The organism is Arthrobacter sp. 05L44 (genome assembly GCF_056397605.1).
Genome location: NZ_JBFTNS010000003.1, coordinates 315,768 through 333,832 on the forward strand (window position 1 = coordinate 315,768; position 18,065 = coordinate 333,832).

Below are 18,065 nucleotides of genomic sequence, written 5' to 3' on the forward strand. Positions count from 1 at the left end.
GTGGGAAAGTCTGGAAAGAAACGCACTTCTTCCCGTATTCTCAAAAAATGCATCCCAGCAGCTGGAGCCGACAGGCCGTGCCCGCGTCCCACCCCGCCGATCCGGAGGTCGATGTCATCAGCATGGGCCGCCGCGTCCGGCACCTGCGCAAAGCGGCCGGGCTCACGCTCGATGACCTCAGCGCCGCCGTCGGGACCGCCCCGAGCCAGCTGAGCCTGATCGAAAACGGCAGGCGTGAACCCAAGCTGGGCCTGCTTCAGCAGCTCGCGGCCGCCTTGGGGGTCACCATCGACGAGCTGCTGGGCGCGGAGCCGCCGAACCGACGGGCGGCCCTTGAGATCGAGCTGGAACGCTACCAGCGCAGCCCGCTGTACGAGTCCTTGAACCTGCCGAAAATCCGCATCAGCTCGCGGCTCCCCATGGATGTGCTGGAGTCCATGGTGGGGCTGCAGCATGAGCTGGAGCGCCGGCTGAATGAGCAGGTGGCCACCCCGGAGGAGGCCCGCCGGGCCAACGGGGAGCTGCGGGCCATGATGCGGGAACGGAATAACTACTTCCCGGAGTACGAGGCGGAGGCGCAGAAGGTCCTGGCATCCGTGGGCCACACCAGCGGGCCGCTGTCCCATCACGTCATCGCGGACATCGCCGGCCACCTCGGGTTCAGCCTGCACCACGTCGGCGACCTGCCGCACTCCACCCGCTCTGTGACGGACCTGAAGAACCGCCGGATTTACCTCACGCAGAACGCCCGGAGCGACCACGACCCCCGTTCGGTGCTCCTTCAGGCCCTGGGCCACTACGTCCTGGGACACCAGACGCCCACCAACTATGGCGACTTCCTGATGCAGCGGGTGGCCACCAACTACTTTGCCGCGGCCCTCCTGCTCCCGGAACAAGCCACCGTGGAATTCCTGCAGCGCGCCAAGCAGGCCAAGGAAATCGCAGTGGAGGATCTTCGGGACGCGTTCGCCGTGTCCTACGAGACCGCGGCGCACCGGTTCACCAACCTCGCCACGCAGCACCTGGACCTGCGCACGCACTTCCAGAAGACGCACAAAAGCGGGATCATCTACAAGGCTTATGAGAACGACGGCGTAACGTTCCCGCAGGACCACACCGGCGCCATCGAGGGCCAGCCGTCGTGCCGGAACTGGACGTCGCGGGTGGTGTTCGACGTACCGGATAAGTTCAGCGCCTACAACCAGTACACGGACACCCCGGCCGGAACCTACTGGTGCACGGCCCGCACGGAACGGTCCGCGAACGGGGAGTTCTCCCTCTCCGTGGGGGTCCCCTACGCGCAGGTGAAGTGGTTCCGCGGCCGGGAAACCACCGAACGGTCCAAATCCACCTGCCCGGACGAGAGCTGCTGCAAACGCCCGCCGGCCGCGCTAGCCACCGAGTGGGCGGGAAACGCCTGGCCCTCGGCCCGCGCCCACTCGCACCTGCTCGCCGCGATGCCCCCGGGCGCCTTCCCCGGCGTGGATGAGACCGAGGTCTACTCCTTCCTGCAGGCCCACTCCGGGAACTGACACTGACCGGCGCCGGAGCTCCGGCGGTGCCTCCGGGGCACTCTCCGGGCGTGGCTGGAGCTGGGGCGACTATTGTGGCCAGTGTCAGCTCGTCGATCCATCCCGCGGGAGCGTGCACTCATGGCCAAGGAACTTGCCACCCAGCTTGTCGAACAACTCCAGGCTGCCGGCGTGCAGCGGATTTACGGGATTGTGGGCGACAGCCTCAACCCGATCGTGGACGCCGTCCGGAAAACCGGCGGCGCCGCGAAGGGCGGAATCGACTGGATCCACGTCCGGCACGAGGAAGCCGCCGCCTTCGCCGCCGCGGCCGAGGCACAGCTGACCGGAAAACTCGCGGTCTGCGCCGGCTCCTGCGGGCCCGGCAACCTGCACCTGATCAACGGCCTGTACGACGCGAACCGCTCCGGCGCCCCGGTGCTGGCCATCGCCTCGCACATCCCAAGCAAGCAGATCGGCAGCAGCTTCTTCCAGGAAACCCACCCGGACCGGCTCTTCAACGAGTGCTCGGTGTACTCCGAACTCATCAGCACGGCCGAACAGGCCCCGCGCGTGATGCACAGCGCCATCCAGCACGCCGTCGCCCTTCGCGGCGTCGCCGTCGTCACATTGCCGGGGGACATCGCCGGCCTGGAGGCAACCGCCGAAACCCCCGCCCCCGCTGCCTTCCGGCCCGCAGCCCTGGTGCCCGACCCGGCCAGCGTGCAGGAACTGGCGGATGCCATCAACGACGCCGGCAAGGTGGCCATCTTTGCCGGGGCCGGCGTCCAGGGCGCGCACGATGAGGTGATTGCGCTGGCCGAACTGGTGGCCGCGCCGATCGGGCACTCGCTGCGCGGCAAGGACTTTATGCAGTACGACAACCCGTACGACATCGGCATGACCGGCCTGCTGGGTTACGGCGCCGCGGCCGAGGGGATCGAGGACGCGGACCTGCTGATCCTGCTCGGCACCGACTTCCCGTACGACCAGTTCCTTCCCGGCACCCGGACGGCGCAGGTGGACCGGGCCGCGCAGAACCTTGGCCGGCGGACCGACGTCGACGTCGCGGTGCACGGCGACGTGCTGCCCACGCTCACCGCGCTGATGCCGTTGCTGAAGCCGAAGAAGAGCCGCCGCTTCCTCGACGCGATGCTCAAAAAGCACGACCGGCTGATGAACAAGGCCGTCGGGGCGTACACCCGCAAGGTCGAAAAGACCCAGCCGATCCACCCCGAATACGCGGCCTCGCTGCTGGACCAGGTGGCCGCCGAGGACGCGGTCTTCACCGCGGATACAGGCATGTGCAACGTGTGGACCGCCCGGTACATCAACCCGCTGGGGACCCGGCGGCTGATCGGCTCGTACCTGCACGGTTCCATGGCCAACGCGCTGCCGCACGCCATCGGCGCCCAGCTGGCCTACCCCGGACGGCAGGTGGTGTCGGTCTCCGGCGACGGCGGCCTGTCGATGCTGCTGGGGGAGCTGATCACGGTCGCGGCGCACCGGCTGCCGGTCAATGTGGTGGTCTTCAACAACTCCACGCTCGGGATGGTCAAGCTGGAGATGCTGGTGGACGGGCTGCCCGATTTCGGTGTGGACGTGCCCGACGCCAACTACGCCGAGGTGGCCCGCGCGCTGGGCTTCCACGCCGTCCGCGTCACCGACCCGGCCCGGATCGAGGCCGCCTACCGGGAGGCCTTCGCGCACCCCGGCCCGTCCCTCGTGGAGCTCATCACGGACCCGAAGGCACTCTCGATCCCGCCGAAGATCAAGGGCGCGCAGATCCTGGGCTTCGCCACGGCCATGTCCAAGGTGGTGCTGAACCGGGGTGCCGGCGAGGCCGTGAGCATGGCCCGCAGCAACCTGCGGAACATCCCGCGGCGGTAGGCGCCTAGTGCCGTTTCGACGGTTCCCTGCCGGTTCGATGCTGCGGAGCGTCGAGCGGGCAGGGAAGCGTCGAAACGCCCGGGGCGAGCGCGGGATTCGGCGCCAAATCGTGACCACGGTGGGGTCGCGTTGGCGCGATGCCGATGCTTGACTGACGGAAGGCGGATCCCCGTCGTTTTGCGCGGCTACGCGGGCCTTGGGGGCGCGATGAAACAGAAGATTCCTGCACGTATGCTTGCGGCCGTCACCGGCTTGGCGCTGGTCCTGACGGCGTGCGCGGCCTCGCCGCCCGCTCTGCTGAAGGCCGACGGCGTCGAACGCGTCGCGGCGAACCAGTCCGCCTACCCGGCCGAACTGGGCCAGCTGCGGGCGTCCGCGCGGAAACTGGGCGCCGCCCTGATCGCCAACGGCGGCGACGCCGGGAACGGCAACGTGGTGGGCTCGCCGGGCAGCCTATTGATTGCCCTCGCGATGCTCCGCGCCGGGGCGTCCGGGGCGACGGCGGCCGAGATGGACCGTGTCCTGGGCCTGCCCACGCAGAACCGGGACGAAGCCCTGAATGCGCTCCTCGCCTCCTTCGAGGCGTTCGACGGCGACCCCGGTTCCGTCGACGAAAAGAACCCTCCGCGCCGGCCGGTCCTGCACACCGCCAACGCCTTGTTCGTGGACAAGCGCGAGCCAACCGGTGAGGCCTATCTGCAGTCTTTGGCCCGGCACTACGGTACCGGCGTGTACCCGGTGGACTTCCAGGATGAGGCCGCCACCAGGCCGGCGATCGACGCCTGGGTGAACAAGAACACCGGCGGACGGATCAAAAAGGCGCCCGCGACGTATGACCGCAGGGACGCGTTCAGCGTTCTCGACGCGGTCTACTTCGCCGCGGCCTGGAAGGTCCCCTTCGACCCGTCCGAGACCGCCGATCGGCCGTTCACGACGGCGGATGGCGGTCAGGTCACCGTGCCCACACTGTCCGGCGTGCAGGATGTCCCGTCGGCCCGCGACCGGGGCTGGCAGGCCGCCGATCTTCCCTACGCGGACGGGTTTGTGCTGCGGCTGGTGTTGCCGGACGCCGGGACTCCCGGCACCGGATCGCAGTATCTGGCCGGCGCGGCTACGGCCCTGGATGCAGCAACCCCGTCGCCCACGCAGCTCTACTTGCCGCGATGGGATCAAAAGAGCAGTTTCGACCTCCGGCAGGTCTTCACTGACCTTGGCCTTCGGACCATGCTGCAGACCGAGACGGACTTCAACTCGATTCAACGCCGCCTCACAATCCAGGCGGCAGGACAGTCCGCCAGCATCACCGTGGCGGAGAAGGGCACAGTCGCCGCTGCTGCCACCCAGATCAACGCCCGGCCCGGGAGCGCCGGAGCCATGATCAATGAGATCCGCTTCGACCGGCCGTTCCTCTTCGAGATCATCCACGCCGAGACCGGGATTCCGCTCTTCACGGGCAGGGTGGCAAACCCCGGCGCCGCAGGTTCCTGAGCCCGCCGCGTTAGGCGGGGCCTTGCGCCCAGTTCGACGGTTCCCTGCCGGTTCGATGCTGCTGAGCGTCGAGTGGGCAGGGAACCGTCGAAACGGCCGGGGCGGGCGCGGGACCCCGGCCGGGTGGCTTAGGGCGTTTGGCCCCGGCGTTCCGCCGCCAGCAGCGCCGCCGCCCGCTCGATCAGCTCGTACGGAACCGGTTTCGCCAGGGGAAATCTCAGCGTCCCCTTCGCCGCGCGGTACGGTGCGATGGACTCGCGAAACGCCTGGTCGCCGTCGGGCACCGGGTAGACGGAGATGTGGTGCGTCCAGGCCGCGAAATATACGACGTATTTGCCCCCAAGCGTGAGGGCCGGGATGCCGTAGCTGATCGTCTCGCCCGAGTCCGGTACCGCGGCATGGCAGCGCCGCCGGATCTCCTGGAGCGCCTCCTGCACGTCAGCCGGAAACGACGCGATGTATTCCTCGACCGACTCGAAGTGCTGTGCCATTCCGGTTCCCTCCGGCGATCATTGCATCCAGTTAGCGCGGGCCGCCCTGCCACAGCGCGTCGAAGGGCGCGCCCGAGGCCACACGGTTCCGGATCCCCGCGGTGACGAAATCCTTGGCTGTTCGCGCGGCGTCCAGCGGCGTCGCGCCCTTGGCCAGCTCAGCGGTCACCGCGGCGGCCAGTGAGCAGCCGGCACCGGAGACGGCCACTTCGCCCACCTTCGGAGCGGAAAGGACCTCCAGGGTCTCGCCGTCGTAGAAGACGTCGACGGCGTCCGGCCCGGCCAGGCGCACGCCGCCCTTGGCCAGCACCGCCGCTCCGCTGAGTTCGTGGATACGGACAGCCGCCGCCTTCAGGGATTCGACGTCGGTGATCTCCAGCCCGGAGAGCGACTCGGCCTCGAAGTGGTTCGGCGTCACGAACGTGGCCAGCGGCAGGATCTGGGCCTTCAGGGCCTGGTCGGTGTCCAGGGCGTGGCCGGGCTCCTGGCCCTTGCAGATCAGCACCGGGTCCAGCACCACGTTCGTAAGCGCGGAGTCGGACAGGGCGGCCGCCACCGTGGAGATCGTCGCCGGGCTGCCCAGCATGCCGATCTTCACGGTGCTCAGAGCGGACGGTGCGCCGGACGCGGGACCGTAGGCCGCCGTCGTCGCCTCCAACTGGTCGGCAATCACCTGCTGGTCCACGGGAACGAAGCGGTGGTTCCAGTTGTCCTTCGGGTCGAAGGAGACGATGCAGGTCAGGTTCACGATGCCGAAGACGCCGAGTTCCTGGAAGGTCTTCAGGTCCGCTTGCGCACCGGCGCCACCGGTGGCCTCGGAGCCGGCAATTGTCAGGGCGACGGCGGGGTAGGCGCTGGCGTCGGAGGTCACGTTGTCCACGGCGTAAGAAGTCATGGGCCTATCCTGCCACTGCCGGAAATCCCGCCGCACTGTGCGTGTGACCAATATGACCAAAAGCAAAGTGTTCCGGATCACGGCAACTAAGGTGGCGGACGGTGTTGCTCACATGCGGCGCCGGATCCAGGAAGGTTCATTGATGAGCACCCAACTGTCCGAAGCAGCACAGACCAGAAAAGCCGTCGGCAACATCCTCAAAGGCTCGGCCGGCAACCTCGTGGAGTGGTACGACCTCTACGTCTACACAGTGTTCGCGGCCTACTTCCAGTCGCACTTCTTCAATTCCAAGGACGACCTGCAGGCCGGCCTCGAGGCCATGGCTGTGTTCTCGACGTCGTTCCTGATGCGCCCCATCGGCGCCTGGTTCTTCGGCCGTTACGCCGACCGGAAGGGACGCAAAGCCGCGTTGACCCTGAGCGTGACGATGATGTCCGCCGGTTCGTTCGCCATCGCGGTACTGCCCACCCAGCAGCAGATCGGCCTCTGGGCCATGATTCTGCTGGTCCTGATCCGCGTGATCCAGGGCTTCTCCGTCGGCGGCGAGTACGGCACCAGCGCCACCTACATGTCCGAAGCCGCCACCACCAAGCGCCGAGGGTTCTTCTCGAGCTTCCAGTACGTCACCCTGATCGGCGGCCAGATGCTCGCGCTGTTGGTCCTGGTCATCCTGCAGAACGTGATGCCCAAGGCCGAGCTGACCGATTGGGGCTGGCGCATCCCGTTCGCGATCGGCGGCGTTGCTGCCCTGGTGGTCCTGTGGCTGCGGCGCTCCATGGAGGAAACCGTCTCCGCCGAGCAGATCGAGGCCGCCAAGGCCCCGGCCGTCGCGGGCCAGGCCCAGCCCGGCACCATGAAACTGCTGTTCACCAGTTACTGGAAGCCGCTGCTGATCTGCATCGGCATCACCCTCGGCGGCACCGTGGCGTTCTACACCTACACAAACTTCATCCTGAAGTTCATGAACGACACCTCGGGCATCGCCAAGACCGACACCTCCGTGATCAACTTCTGGGCGCTGTTCATCTTTATGCTGCTCCAGCCGGTCTACGGCATCATCTCGGACAAGGTGGGCCGCAAGCCGCTCCTGCTGTGGTTCGGCATCACCGGCGTGCTCTTCACCTGGCCGCTGCTCTCCACCCTGGCCGGCACCAAGGATCCGTTCACGGCGTTCCTGCTGATGATGGGCGGCCTGCTGATTGTCGGCGGATACACCTCGATCAACGCCCTGGTGAAGGCCGAGCTGTTTCCGGCCTCCATCCGTGCTCTCGGCGTCGGGCTGGGCTACGCGATCGCCAACTCGCTCTTCGGCGGGACGGTGCCGCTGATCGGCGCCGCACTGCAGAAGGCCGGGCAGGAGGAGTTGTTCTTCACCTACGTCACAGTGGCCATCGCCATCTCGCTGCTGGTCTACATCTTCGCGCTGAAGAACAAGAAGTCCACGCACCTGGACCACGAGCAGGGCCACGCGTGGGACCAGCCTGTGGCCGTGGGCGCCGGCGTTGCCGCCTCTCCCTCGGCCTCGCCGGAGCGGGACGACGACGGCGTGCTGGACACCCCTCGGCGGTAATCCGCCGTTTCGCCGGTTCCCTGCCGACTCGACGCCCCGTAGCGTCTAGCCGGCACGGAACCGTCGAAATGGCGGCCGGTTGGCCGCAGCGCCGTCGTTCAATGCCCGCAGCACCCGGTACTTGAACTCCACCTCGTTGAACAGGTCCTTCCACTCGATGCGGAGGAACGTCCAGCCCTGTTCCATCAGGACCTTTTCGCGCCGCCGCTCGGCGAACAGGACGTCGCCGGTGGGGTTGTAGTCGAAGTATTTGGCCTTGCCGTCGAACTCGAGCGCGACCCGGCGCTCGGGCCAGGCAAAGTCCAGCCGGTGCTCGCCGAGTGGTGTCCGGACGACGTACTGCAGTCGCGGCGGCGCGATCTTCAGCCGGTACAGGAGCTCCCTGGTAAGGCTCTCGCCGGCAGATTCGGACAGTGGGTCCACCAACTCCAGCGCACGCCTCAGCGCGACGACGCCGTTGCGGCCGGCCAGGCCTGTGCAACTGTCCCGGAGGTAGGCCACATCCGCGCCCATCCGGACCGCGTGATCCATCAGGACGACGGCCTGCGGAACGGTGAACGTCAGGCAGCAGTCCACCACGGTGCGCTCCAGGGACGTGCAGGGCAGCCCGTCCACAAAGCACACCTCCCGGCTGCCCAGGCGGCGGGTGTGGGCCACCACTTCCCGGCCGTGCGAGATCCCTGACGGGCACGTCTCCTGGGTCAGGTGTACCCGGTTATCGACTTTCCACAACTGGAGGCGGTGCAGGCTGGCCCCCGAGGCGTGGCTGTAGGCGAAGCCGCCCGCCGACGTCGTCAGCGTTCCCAGCGCATGCGCGGTGATGAGCTGACGACGGCGGTCGGGTGCGCTCAGTTGCCGCCACCAGTCGCCGCGGGCGTAACAGCCGCGGCGGAGCCTGACCAGAGCCGCGCCCCGCACCAGCTCGGCAATGGCGCGGGAGGTGAGCCCGGCGGCCAGGAGTTGGTCGGTGCGCCACAGGTCAGCGGAGGCGGGGAGTGGTCGAGGCATGGGACCAGCCTCGACCACCAGCCAACGCGCGCCCAGGAGCCGGTTCAGGTATGTGGACAACGCCGGTTCGACGGTTCCGTGCCCGTTCGACGCGGCAAGGCGCCGTGTGCGCAGGGAACCGTCGAAACGGCGGGGGCGTCAGGCCTGGAGAGTGCCGTCGAGGAGGTCCCGGAGCTCGCGGAAGTGCCGTTCGGTGGCCTCCGGGTGGAACGCGGACGTGTCCGCCATGGAGTAGCCGTGCGGTGCGCCTGCGTAGACCTCGTTGCTGGCGGTCAGGCCGGCGGCGTCCAGGGCCTCGCCCAGCCGGGCCACCGCGTCGGGCGCCATGCTCTGGTCGTGGTCAGCGTGCCCAAAGACGAACCGTGCACGGGCGTTGCCGAGTCCCAGGTGCGGGCTGTCCGGTGCGTCAGTTGCAAGGCCGCCGCCGTGGAATCCGCCGCAGGCCGCGACCTCGTCCGGGTGGGCGGTGGCGGTGCGCACGGCAAGCCGGGCGCCCATGCAGTAGCCGGTGACGCCGATGGGGCCGGGCGCGACGCCGTCGAGCCCGCGCAGTGCGCCGAGCCAGGCGTCGATGTCCGGGACGGCCTTGTCAGAGGTGAGCCGCCCCACCCGCGGGAAGGCTGCCGCGCCCGCCTCCTCGCGGCCCGCCGTCGTCGTCATGTCCGTTGCCAGGGCGAGGCTGGCTGCTGTGCCTTCACGGTAAAAGACATTCGGGGCCAGGACCACGTAGCCCCAGTCCGCGATGCGCTGGGCCATGTCCTGGATGCGCGGGCGCAGGCCGAAGGCGTCCATGTACAGGATGACGCCGGGGAACGGGCCCTCACCGGTGGTGGGGCGGGCGATCAGGGCTTCGGCGGTACCGGCGGCGGCAGGGATCTCAATGAGCATCCGGCCAGCCTATCCGACGCCGCTTCGACGGTTCCGTGCGCACTCGATGTTCAGAGGCGTCGAGCGGGCAGGGAACCGTCGAACTGGCGCACGGGCGCACGGGCGCGCGGGGGCCGGGCTAGGAGTAGTACCGGCCCAGGGTTTCGGCCTTGAATTCGAAGAACGTGCCGTTCTCGATCGCCAGGCGCGCGTCGTCCACCATCTTCACTACGAAGCGCTCGTTGTGGATCGAGATCAGCGTGGCGGAGACCATCTCCTTGGCCTTGAACAGGTGGTGGATGTAGGCGCGGGAGTAATTCGTGCAGGCGTAGCAGTCGCAGCCGTCCTGCAGCGGGCCGAAGTCGCGCTTGTACTTGGCGCCGGACAGGTTGTAGCGGCCCGTGGGGTGGTAGAACGCCGAGTTGCGGGCCACCCTGGTGGGGGAGACGCAGTCAAAGGTGTCCGCGCCGTTCTCGATCGCGGTGAAGATGTCGTCCGGCTCGGAGATGCCCAGGAGGTGCCGCGGCTTATCCTCCGGCAGTTCCTCGTTGCACCAGCGCACGATGGTGCCGAGGTTCTCCTTCTCCAGCGCCCCGCCGATCCCGAAACCGTCGAAGTTCATCGCGCCAAGATCCCGGCAGGCCTTGCGGCGCAGGTCCTCGTACTGGGCGCCCTGGATGACGCCGAAGAGCGCCTGGTACGGCTTCCCGGCCCGGGAAGACGTGAGCCGGAAGTGCTCGGTGATGCAGCGCTCGGCCCAGCGGCGGGTCCGTTCCAGGGACTCTTCCTGGTAGCCGCGCGAGTTCTGCAGGGTGGTCAGCTCATCGAAGGCGAACATGATGTCGGCGCCGAGCTGGTGCTGGACGTTCATGGAGATCTCGGGGCTGAAGCGGTGCCGGTCGCCGTTGAGGTGGCTTTTGAACCACACGCCTTCCTCGTCCACGTGGGCGAGGCGCTCTTTGCCGGGGGCGACGGCGTCGTCGGGGACGGCGGTCTCCGCGACCGGCACAGTCTTCATGTCGATGACCTTCTTGAACCCGGAGCCCAGGCTCATCACCTGGAAGCCGCCCGAATCGGTGAACGTGGGCCCGCGCCAGTTCATAAACGCGCCGAGGCCGCCGGCTTCGTCCAGCACGTCGGCACCGGGCTGCAGGTACAGGTGGTAGGCGTTGGCCAGCACGGCCTGAGCCCCAAGTTCCGCGACCGACTCGGGCAGCACCGACTTCACTGTCGCCTTGGTGCCGACGGCGATGAAGGCAGGGGTCTGGATCTCCCCGTGCGGGGTGGCGATGGTGCCGGTGCGGCCGAGGAACTCCCCGCCGTTCTCCGCCACCTGCGCGGCCGACGGCGCGCACGTGTCGGCCAGGCGTTTGCCCACGCGGAAGGAGAACTCGGACTGCCGGGCTGGCTGCGGGGACGATGGGACGGCTTCAGGATTCGCTGGCACCGTTCAAGTGTGCCAGCTAACGCAGCCGTTGCCTCAGTGCAGCGGGTCCGATGTGGGGTAGTTCTCAGCCCGCCAGGTGTCCCAGTGGTTGCGGATGGCGTCGCGCTGGTGGCCGCCCAGATCGTAGGTCGAGACGATGGCCAGGGAGCCGCCGTCGGGCCGGACCCCCGGGATGGACGGCTGGTCCGCCACAATCACCAGGCCGTCCCCGTGCTCGGCGTAGCTCTGAACGGTCAGGCCCACCTGGTGGTTGCTCCGGAACCAGACCTTCCCGGAGATCTCTTCCCCCGTGGCGAGGGTCAGCGAATACGGTTCACCCGGGGCCGGTACCTCGGCCAGGCCGAGCTTGTCGATCGCCGAGCCCCCGGTGCCGGGCACCGAGAAGAAAAACGTCCGGCGGCTGCCGTGCGGGTGGTGTTCCAGGGCGAACCGGAGCTGGTGGAGGAACGTCAGCCAGCCCTGGGTGATGTCCTCATCCCAGGCCGCCCACTCGGAGTTGTGGTCGATCGCAGCCCGCGTCACACTGACTTCCGTACCGGCGGCGACGGGTTTGAGGGTGAACACATCGCCGCCGTCGACCACCAGCGAGGTGTGGTCCGCGCCCTCCACCACGTTCGGGCCGAAATAGATCGCGTTGACCTCGGCGGCCTGGTCGTCGGCCTCCCAGCCGTGCCACTGGGCCACCTTGGCGGGTTCGCGCAGCATCGTCCAGACCTGCGGCGCGTCGGAGTTGATCACCACGCTGAGATTGTTAGTCATGGGGTGAATCTACCGCTCCCGGCCGTGCCGGGGTAGGGCTAAACCGGCGCCGCAGCTCAGGCCCGCACGGACTCCAGTTCGTTGCCGATCCGGCGCTCGAGTTCGGGGCCGCCGATGGTCTGTGAGCCGCCGTGGGCGCGCAGGAAAAGGAGCGCCTCCAGCCGCAGGAGGCGCCATTCCCGTTCCGCGTCGGTGTTGGAGTTGTCGATGGCGCGGAAAATTTCCTCGTCGTACAGGTTCGGCTCGTTGAGTGAGCGCTGGCGCACCTTGGCGTTGATGCGGGCCTTGAAGGGATCCGTTTCCGTTGCATCCGGTGCCCGCAGGAACTTTTCGTACACCGCCGCCCGTTCGTCCTGACCCTGCTGCCGGCAGATGTAGCTGGACAGGGCGAGTGAGGCCTCCACCGACGACCAGCGGCCGGGGTTTCCGTCGAACGGCAGCACGTTGAGCAGGTCTGCGACGGCCAGGGCGTTGTCGGCGTCCTTGAGCACCACAAACAGTTCGTGGGCCAGGTCGCTGAGGTCCTTGAGGCAGCTGCCGGACTTGGTGTTGATGCCCTTGGTCAGCCGGTCGCTCAGGAGCAGCACACCCAGCGCATCCTGGTGCGCCTCGGCGGCGGCCTCCACCACAGACTCCGGCGTCCCGTCGGTGAGGGGGATCAGGGCCAGGTCCGCGTCGCTGGGTCCGCTGGCGGCGGGCGGGGCCGCCGGCGGGGGAGGGACGACGACGGCGGGAGCCGCCGTCGTGCTGGCGTCCTCCGCGTGCGCCGGGACCAGTTGCAGTTCCGGCCCGTCGCTGTCCGCGGGGAAGGCCGGGGCGGCCTCGCCGGAGGCCGCGTCCGCGGCGGCCTCGCCGGAGGCGGCGTCAGTGGCAGCGGAGCCGTCCGCGGTGACGGCCTCCGGAGGCAGTGCGTCGGCCTCCCGGACGAAGACGACGGAGCCTGCGGCGATCCGCAGCATTCCGCCGCCGGTGAGGGTGGCCCGCACGATGGCGGGGGTGCCGAAGTCGTCGTTATCGACGTCGACGCGCAGGATCTCCGCCGTGCGCTCGGCGTCGGGCAGGAGCAGCAGGTCCCCGGTCCGCAGAGATCCCGCCTGCCGTTCGCTGTAGTTCAGGGAGGCTGTGGGGTGGGTCATCGGGAGTCCTTAAATTCTCTTTCGGTCCGCTCAACAGTCTACAAAGACCGGGGCTCCTAGTGGCCGACGCCCGCGAACGCCAACGCCTGCCGGATCAATGCTCCGCGGCCCCCGCTGAACTCCAGCTGCACATCCGAGCTCATGACCTCTTCCGGCGTCATCCAGGTCAGTTCCAGGGCGTCCTGCCGCGGCGAGCAGTCACCCGTGACGGGGATGATGTACGCCAGGGCGACGGCGTGCTGCCGGTCGTCGGTGAACCCGGTGTGCGACGGGGACGGGAAGTATTCGGCCACCGTGAAGGGGACCGGGCTGATCGGCAGCTGCGGGAACGCGAGCGGGCCGAGATCCTTTTCCATGTGCCGCAGCAGGGCCGCCCGGATGGTCTCGCGGTACAGCACCCGGCCGGAGACCAGGGACCGGACCATGGTGCCGTCCTCGTCGGCCTGCAGCAGGGTGCCGACCTCATTCACAAACCCGAGCGGGTCCAGCCGGACCGGCACGGCCTCAACGTAGACCATGGGCAGCCGGCCGCGGGCCTCGAAAAGATCGTCGTCGGAGAGCCAGCCGGGATTGGGGTCGGGAGTGCGAACGTTCATGGTTAAGTTCTACCCCATCCGCGTTGCCCGGGCGTGGTCAGCCCCCGGGTCAGCGGGTCCGGGGCAGGCCAACCGCCGGGGCCGCGGCGATCCACAGGGAGTGGGGGCGGCCGGTGTCCGCATCGGGGCTGCCGACGTGCAGCAGCGGCACGGCGGCGTCGCCCAGGAGGGCAACGTCCTGCCCGGCGTCCGCGAGCCGCCCGCGCAGTGCGGCCAGGTCCCCGGCGTATTCGAAACCCAGTCCGGCGCCGCCGGCCACGGCCGCCGCCCCGCCGGCTACATTCCCGTCCGCAGGACCGACCATCAGCACGCCGCCGTTCTTCGCCGTAAACGCCTCCGCCACGGCGTCCCCGGCCCCATCCCCGTCCCCCGGCGCGCCTGCCGGGCGGGGGCGGGCGCCGATGTCGCGCAGCGTCCGGGCCGCCGCCGCGATGTCCGCCGCGAACCACACGCCGACGACGGCCAGGTCCGGATCCGCGTCCGCGGCGGTGGCCCAGGAGCCGTCGGAGGCACGGGCTGCGGCGTCGGCGAGGAAGCTGAATCCGTCCGGCGAGGTAACGCGGCACGTTGAGCCGTGGTCTGCCGCGATGACCTCCGCGGCGGTGCCGCCCCCGCCCGCGGTGCCCGCGCCGGCGTCGTTGGTCCGGCGGGCGAACTCCGCGAGGTCCCCGGCCTCGACGCCGAACGACGTGGTGCCGTCCTCCGCCGATCCCGGTTCGGCGACGTGCAGCGCGAGCCGCCCCGCGCCGGCGTCGAACTCCCGCCAGGTGGGCCCGGCGACCGTCTTGGCCACGCCCAGGTCCGTCAGCAGGCGCTCCCACTGGTCGAGGCGGGAGGTGAAGTGGATGGGGCGGACACGCAGCATTGGTACTCCCTGCTGGGTTGGGGCTGGGAGCACAATGGTGCCATGGCTGCTGAGCTTACGGAACTGCTGGTCAAGGACGCCGCCGAGTGGCGCTCCTGGTTGGAACAACACCACGGGGACAGCCCCGGGGTGTGGCTGGTGCTGCACAAGAAGGGCGGCTCCGTCACCGAGCTGGACTACGAGGCCGCCGTGCAGGAGGCGCTGTGTTTTGGCTGGATCGACGGCCAGGGCAGGCGCCGGGACGAGGAGACCTCGTTCCAGCGGATGACCCGGCGCGGCCCGAAAAGCGTGTGGTCGGCGCGGAACGTGGAGCGCATCGGGCGCCTCGAGGCGGACGGCCGGATGACGCCCGCGGGACGGGCCGCCGTCGAGGGCGCCAAGGCCGACGGCCGCTGGGAGGCAGCGTACTCCGGGGCCGCCACCGCGGAGGTTCCGGACGACCTTGCCGCCGCCATCGCGGCTAACCCCCGGGCGCAGGCGATGTTCGAGGTCCTGACATCCGTGAACCGGTACGCGCTGATCTACCGGACGAACTCGGTCAAGCAGGCCGCCACCCGGGAACGGAAGATCGCCGGGTTCGTGGAGATGCTGGCACGGCATGAGACGCCGTACCCGCAAAAGAAGCGTCCGTCCCCGGGGTCTCCAGCGGCTTCCCAGTAACCGTCCGGGATTCCGGCAGCCCAAGCTGGCATAGTTATCCAATGCCCATTACCCAGACCGGGAAGCCAGGTGCAGCCCTGCCCGTCCAGCTTTCGCAGCGCGCGCTGTTCTTTGCGGCCGCGGGCCTGCTGGTGGCCGGGGAGGCAGTGTTCTGGCTCATGCTGGCCGCCGTCCAGACGGACTCGGGACTCGCTCTGCTCGACGGCGGCGTCCACGACGCGCTCATCGAGGCCCGCTCACCGGCCGTGACAGTCATTATGGCTGCGGTCAGTGCCGTGACCGCCCCGCCGTGGCTGGGCGCCGTTGCGGGGGTGCTGGCGCTGGGCTGGGCGGGCTGGAAACGTGAGATCTGGCGGCCGGCGCTGCTGATCGGTTCCGTGGCCGCCGCGCTGGGCGTTTCCACTTTCCTCAAACACCAGATTTCGCGCGGCAGGCCCTCGGCCGCGGGCTTCCTCACCGGCCCGGACGACGCCTTTTCCTTCCCCTCCAGCCACACGCTCGGGGCAGGCGTGTTCCTGCTGGTGCTCATCTACCTGCTGCTCGCCAGCGCCGGAGCGCGGGCGGTCCGGCGTCCGACGGCGGTCCTGGCCTTCGCGGGGGCGGTCCTGGGCACGCTGCTGGTGGCCTTCAGCCGGCTCTATCTGGGCTATCACTGGCTCACCGACGTTGTCGCCTCGCTGGGGCTCGCGGTTGCCGTGACCGGGATCGTGGTCCTGGTGGACGGCCTGAGGGCCGCCCGGAAGGCGGCCCCCGCGTCCGGGCTCCCGGCCGCCTAGAAAGCTACGCCGAGCGCCTGCGCCAGCACCACGGCCGAGGCCGAGGACCAGGCCTGCGGGTGGCAGGAGGCCGGGTACGGGACGGCGTGCCCCGACTCCGCCGCGGTGACGCCGGCGAAGAGCTCGGGCAGCCGGTGGCCGAACGACCCCGCTGCCGCCAGCAGTCCCTCTGCGAGCACCCGGGCCTCGGCGGTGAAACCGTCGCTGAGCAGGCCCCGGATGGCGATGGCTGTGTCGTGGCTCCAGACCGAGCCGCAGTGGTAGCTGAACGGCCAGAAACCCGCGGCGCGGCTGGAGAGGGTGTGCAGGCCGTAGCCGGAGAAGAGTTCCGGGCTCAACAGCCGGTCCGCGACCAGCCGCGCCTCGCCGGGATCCAGGATGCCCGTGCCCAGCAGGTGTCCCATGTTTGAACCCGGGATATCCAGCGGAGTGCCGTGGCCGTCCAGGGCCATGGCGGGGAACCAGCCGGCGTCGTCCTCCACCCAGAAGCGCTCGCGGAAGTCCTGTTTCAGCGCCGCGGCGAAGTCGCGCAGTTCCGCGGCCCCGGGTTCCCCGTAGGAATCGAAGAGGTCCGCCGTGGCCACTGCCGCCTGGTAGGCGTACCCCTGGACCTCGGAGAGGGCGATGGGACCGTCAGCCTGCCGGCCGTCGCGGAACTGCATGGCGTCGCGGGAGTCTTTCCAGCCCTGGTTGCTCAGGCCGTGGCCGGAGGTGTCCTGATAGCTGAGGAATCCGGCGTTGGCCGTGTTTCCGGCGGCCCCGGCAGCCAGCAGCCACTGCGCCGCGCGGCCGGCGTTGGGCAGCAGGGAACGGACCGCGGAGTCGTCGGTGCCCGCCCGGCCCAGTTCGCCCAGCAGGCAGAGCCAGAGCGGGGTCGAGTCGACGGCGCCGAAGTACACCGGGGGCAGCCGCAGGGCCTGGCTCTCCAGGATGAGTTCCTTGGCGCGCAGTTCGTGCAGGATCTTGCCCGGTTCCTCGGCCGCGGCGGGATCCGTGGCGGTGCCCTGGTGGGCGGCCAGGGCGTGCAGGGTTCCGGCGGCCAGCGCTGAGTCGAAGGGCAGGAGCAGCCGGGCCGCCCAGAGCGAGTCCCGGCCGAAAAGGGTGAAGTACCAGGGGGCGCCGGCGGCCAGGAAGGGGGCCTCGGGGGCCTTGCGGGTCGCGAGGCGGAGCCCGTCGAGCTCATCGAGGGCGTTGTCCAGGAGCCGGCCCAGCGGTCCGTCCGGCTGCGCGCGGACCCGGCGGGTGGCCGGTGGGGCAGCCGTTACGGCGTCTTCGGTGTCGCTCAGGGCTGCTTGCCATTCGGCCTCCAGGGGCCGGCCGCGGCCGGCCGTTCCCCGCCAGACCAGCCGTTCGCCGGAGGCCACCTTGCCGGCCGCGGACACCGTCAGGGTTTTGCCGTCCTCGGTCCAGCGGAGGGTGGATTCGTCTGCCGCGGCGGGCTGCAGGGGTTCGCGGTAGCGGCCCAGCCGGATGGCGGCCATGTCGGTGAAGTCCGCGGCGAGGCGGACGCTGATCTCGGCGTCGAGGGCTTCCAGCGAGGTGCTCAGGCGGAGGGCCACACGGACGGTTCCGGGGGTGACCGTCCAGGTCTGCAGGAGTTCGACGGCGGGATCCTCGGTGGGACCTTCGATGCCGCGGACCAGGCCTCGGACCCGGAGCACCCCGCCGGGCGCGGACTCGACCGTGGCGGGCTCCGGGGCGAATCCGTTAACGGTCACCTCGGCGCGGCACAGCATCCGGGTGTCCCCGTGCAGCAGCCCGGTGAACCACTCGCCGGCGCCGGTCTCAGGTCCCGTGCCGGTGGCAGCTCCCGCGGCTTCGGAGCCCGGTGCGCCCCCGGTCAGCCGTCCGTCGGCATCAAGCCACACTTGGGTGGGGGCGGCCACGGCGCAGTGCTGACGGTGAAGTGCTGGCTGAACAGTCATGCGTCCCAGCCTATGCCGGGGCGTCCGCCGGACCTAGGTGTACTGGGCCACAAGGTTGGTGACACTCGGTTGATGGGTGTGGTGCCGATGCCGGTGTGGATGCGTTCAGTGTTGTAGTGCTTGAGCCAGGGCGCAAGGGCGGCTTGGCGGTGGTTGCTGCTGGTGAAGGTCTGCCGGTAGG

17 protein-coding genes are annotated in these 18,065 nt (G+C 69.3%); 6 read left to right on the forward strand and 11 right to left on the reverse strand.

Annotated features, from left to right (window positions below):
* Positions 1-47: 47 nt before the first annotated feature.
* From AC1DHY_RS10265 to AC1DHY_RS10275, 3 genes are all read left to right on the forward strand, one after another.
* Positions 48-1,532 carry a helix-turn-helix domain-containing protein gene (locus tag AC1DHY_RS10265; RefSeq protein ID WP_476878345.1) on the forward strand — a complete coding sequence of 495 codons (1,485 nt, stop codon included), beginning with the start codon at positions 48-50 and terminating at the stop codon, positions 1,530-1,532.
* Positions 1,533-1,652: 120 nt separating this feature from the next.
* Positions 1,653-3,401 (forward strand): pyruvate dehydrogenase, encoded by a 1,749-nt coding sequence (locus AC1DHY_RS10270; RefSeq protein ID WP_476878344.1) that lies wholly within the window; start codon positions 1,653-1,655, stop codon positions 3,399-3,401.
* A 207-nt stretch (positions 3,402-3,608) separates the two neighbouring features.
* Positions 3,609-4,889: a serpin family protein gene (locus tag AC1DHY_RS10275; protein WP_476903562.1), complete on the forward strand. Its 1,281-nt coding sequence runs from the start codon at positions 3,609-3,611 to the stop codon at positions 4,887-4,889.
* Between the two features lie 128 nt (positions 4,890-5,017).
* Here the strand turns inward: AC1DHY_RS10275 and AC1DHY_RS10280 are convergent, their stop codons facing one another.
* Complete coding sequence (locus AC1DHY_RS10280; protein ID WP_476878342.1) at positions 5,018-5,380, reverse strand: iron chaperone; 363 nt, start codon at positions 5,378-5,380, stop codon at positions 5,018-5,020.
* Between the two features lie 31 nt (positions 5,381-5,411).
* Positions 5,412-6,275 (reverse strand): hydroxymethylpyrimidine/phosphomethylpyrimidine kinase, encoded by an 864-nt coding sequence (locus AC1DHY_RS10285; protein WP_476903563.1) that lies wholly within the window; start codon positions 6,273-6,275, stop codon positions 5,412-5,414.
* 142 nt (positions 6,276-6,417) lie between these two features.
* On the opposite strand from AC1DHY_RS10285, the gene AC1DHY_RS10290 reads away from it, so the two are divergent.
* Positions 6,418-7,845: an MFS transporter gene (locus AC1DHY_RS10290; protein ID WP_476879223.1), complete on the forward strand. Its 1,428-nt coding sequence runs from the start codon at positions 6,418-6,420 to the stop codon at positions 7,843-7,845.
* Between the two features lie 45 nt (positions 7,846-7,890).
* On the opposite strand, the gene AC1DHY_RS10295 is transcribed toward AC1DHY_RS10290, so the two are convergent.
* The 7 genes from AC1DHY_RS10295 to AC1DHY_RS10325 all read right to left on the reverse strand — a co-directional run bounded on the left by AC1DHY_RS10295 (position 7,891) and on the right by AC1DHY_RS10325 (position 14,523).
* Positions 7,891-8,853, reverse strand: a complete 963-nt coding sequence (locus AC1DHY_RS10295) for a type IV toxin-antitoxin system AbiEi family antitoxin domain-containing protein (RefSeq protein WP_476903564.1) — start codon at positions 8,851-8,853, stop codon at positions 7,891-7,893.
* A gap of 138 nt (positions 8,854-8,991) precedes the next feature.
* Positions 8,992-9,741, reverse strand: a complete 750-nt coding sequence (locus AC1DHY_RS10300) for a dienelactone hydrolase family protein (RefSeq protein WP_476879221.1) — start codon at positions 9,739-9,741, stop codon at positions 8,992-8,994.
* A gap of 118 nt (positions 9,742-9,859) precedes the next feature.
* Positions 9,860-11,167, reverse strand: coding sequence for a tRNA guanosine(34) transglycosylase Tgt (gene tgt, locus AC1DHY_RS10305; RefSeq protein WP_476879220.1), 1,308 nt, complete (start codon positions 11,165-11,167; stop codon positions 9,860-9,862).
* Between the two features lie 33 nt (positions 11,168-11,200).
* Positions 11,201-11,926 carry an SRPBCC family protein gene (locus AC1DHY_RS10310; RefSeq protein WP_476903565.1) on the reverse strand — a complete coding sequence of 242 codons (726 nt, stop codon included), beginning with the start codon at positions 11,924-11,926 and terminating at the stop codon, positions 11,201-11,203.
* Between the two features lie 56 nt (positions 11,927-11,982).
* Entirely contained in the window at positions 11,983-13,062 is a 1,080-nt protein-coding gene (locus tag AC1DHY_RS10315; protein ID WP_476879218.1) for a DUF6707 family protein, read from the reverse strand.
* 56 nt (positions 13,063-13,118) lie between these two features.
* Positions 13,119-13,658, reverse strand: a complete 540-nt coding sequence (locus AC1DHY_RS10320) for an NUDIX hydrolase family protein (protein WP_476879217.1) — start codon at positions 13,656-13,658, stop codon at positions 13,119-13,121.
* A gap of 49 nt (positions 13,659-13,707) precedes the next feature.
* Entirely contained in the window at positions 13,708-14,523 is an 816-nt protein-coding gene (locus AC1DHY_RS10325) for a VOC family protein (protein WP_476879216.1), read from the reverse strand.
* Between the two features lie 42 nt (positions 14,524-14,565).
* On the opposite strand from AC1DHY_RS10325, the gene AC1DHY_RS10330 reads away from it, so the two are divergent.
* Together AC1DHY_RS10330 and AC1DHY_RS10335 are read left to right on the forward strand one after the other, a co-directional pair.
* A complete protein-coding gene (locus tag AC1DHY_RS10330) occupies positions 14,566-15,183 on the forward strand; it encodes a YdeI/OmpD-associated family protein (protein ID WP_476879215.1) in 618 nt (205 codons plus the stop codon).
* Positions 15,184-15,224: 41 nt separating this feature from the next.
* The gene (locus AC1DHY_RS10335; protein ID WP_476879214.1) at positions 15,225-15,959 is read left to right on the forward strand and encodes a phosphatase PAP2 family protein; all 735 of its coding nucleotides are present in this window, start codon (positions 15,225-15,227) and stop codon (positions 15,957-15,959) included.
* On the opposite strand, the gene AC1DHY_RS10340 is transcribed toward AC1DHY_RS10335, so the two are convergent.
* Positions 15,956-17,884, reverse strand: a complete 1,929-nt coding sequence (locus AC1DHY_RS10340; protein ID WP_476879213.1) for a glycogen debranching N-terminal domain-containing protein — start codon at positions 17,882-17,884, stop codon at positions 15,956-15,958. The genes AC1DHY_RS10335 and AC1DHY_RS10340 overlap by 4 nt on opposite strands.
* Positions 17,881-18,065 (reverse strand): integrase core domain-containing protein (locus AC1DHY_RS10345; protein WP_476879212.1); only part of this gene is annotated, 185 nt, incomplete at its 5' end. The genes AC1DHY_RS10340 and AC1DHY_RS10345, both read right to left, overlap by 4 nt.